The 1,113-nt window shown below is 62.3% G+C and carries 2 protein-coding genes; one reads left to right on the plus strand and one right to left on the minus strand.

Translation table 11 applies throughout. From position 1 onward, the window contains the following. Positions 1-211 precede the first annotated feature (211 nt). The gene (locus EN893_RS35100; protein ID WP_127269463.1) at positions 212-631 is read left to right on the plus strand and encodes a DUF4864 domain-containing protein; all 420 of its coding nucleotides are present in this window, start codon (positions 212-214) and stop codon (positions 629-631) included. Between the two features lie 4 nt (positions 632-635). Here the strand turns inward: EN893_RS35100 and EN893_RS35105 are convergent. Then, the coding region (locus EN893_RS35105; RefSeq protein ID WP_128362218.1) for a tRNA guanosine(34) transglycosylase Tgt at positions 636-1,113 on the minus strand (478 nt) is incomplete at its 5' end.

The raw sequence follows: 1,113 nt of genomic DNA on the forward strand, positions 1-1,113 counted from the left end.
GGGCTTTCAAGCCCTGGAATGAATGCTCAGCCGGCTCGGGCCTAGGCTACCGCCTGCTGCAACTCCGCCACTGGCGTGGAACTTGTCACCGATCGCCAGTGAATATTCGCAATCGCTGAAACCGCGATGCGCTGCGAAGCGTATGTTATGATGTGTCTTCGGACAGCAGCATTTCGAGGGAAGATATTTCGCGGGATAACGGAGACAGGCCATGCGCCGCGCCTTTTTCGCAATCGCAGTCGTTCCATTCCTCTTCGCGTCGTCGGTATTGGCCGGCGATGCCGAGATCAAGGCGGGCCAGTCCGTCATCGACAGTCAGCTAAAGGCCCTCATCGCCAATGACGGCGCCACCGCCTACAGCTTCGCCGCCCCGAATGTGAAGCGGATCTTCCCGACCGTCGATGCCTTCATGAACATGGTGACCAACGGCTATCCGCCGGTGCGCAAGCCGCGGACCTATTCCTTCGGCAAGGTCGAGGAGACCGCTCCGGGTTCGATCGTCCAGCAGGTGCTGATCGTCGGCCCCGACGGCAAGGATTACGAGGCGGTCTACACGTTGCAGCAACAGCCCGATGGCACGTTCCAGATCACCGGCTGCAGCCTGCGCGCCTCGAATTCGCTCAGCACTTGAGGCCTCACAGCAACGGGATATCGCCCCTCGCCCAGCCCTCGGTGATTTCCGCGCCGCGCGCCTCGAAGGCGCCGGTCTCGATCGCAGCGCGGATGTCCTGCATCAGCTTTTGATAGTAAGAAAGGTTGTTCCAGGTCAAAAGCATAGCACCGAGCGCTTCTTGCGAGCGCACCAGATGATGCAGATAGGCGCGTGAGTAGTCCCGGGCGGCCGGGCAGTCGCTTTCCTCGTCGAGCGGCCGTGGATCGTCGGCATGGCGGGCGTTGCGCAGATTGACCTTGCCGCGCCTTGTATAGGCAAGGCCGTGGCGGCCGGCCCGTGTCGGCATCACGCAGTCGAACATGTCGATGCCGCGCGCCACCGATTTCAGGATATCGTCGGGCGTGCCGACACCCATCAGATAGCGCGGCTTGTCCGCTGGCAGTTCCGGGCAGGTGATGTCGAGCATCTCGAGCATCACCGCTTGCGGTTCGCCGACGGCC

It is taken from the genome of Mesorhizobium sp. M7A.F.Ca.CA.004.04.2.1 (assembly GCF_004022825.1).
Lineage (GTDB): Bacteria > Pseudomonadota > Alphaproteobacteria > Rhizobiales > Rhizobiaceae > Mesorhizobium.

What these genes read in the sequence shown, in the direction of transcription:
- EN893_RS35100 (WP_127269463.1), top strand. Translation starts at nt 212, where the DNA reads ATGCGCCGCGCCTTTTTCGCAATCGCAGTCGTTCCATTCCTCTTCGCG.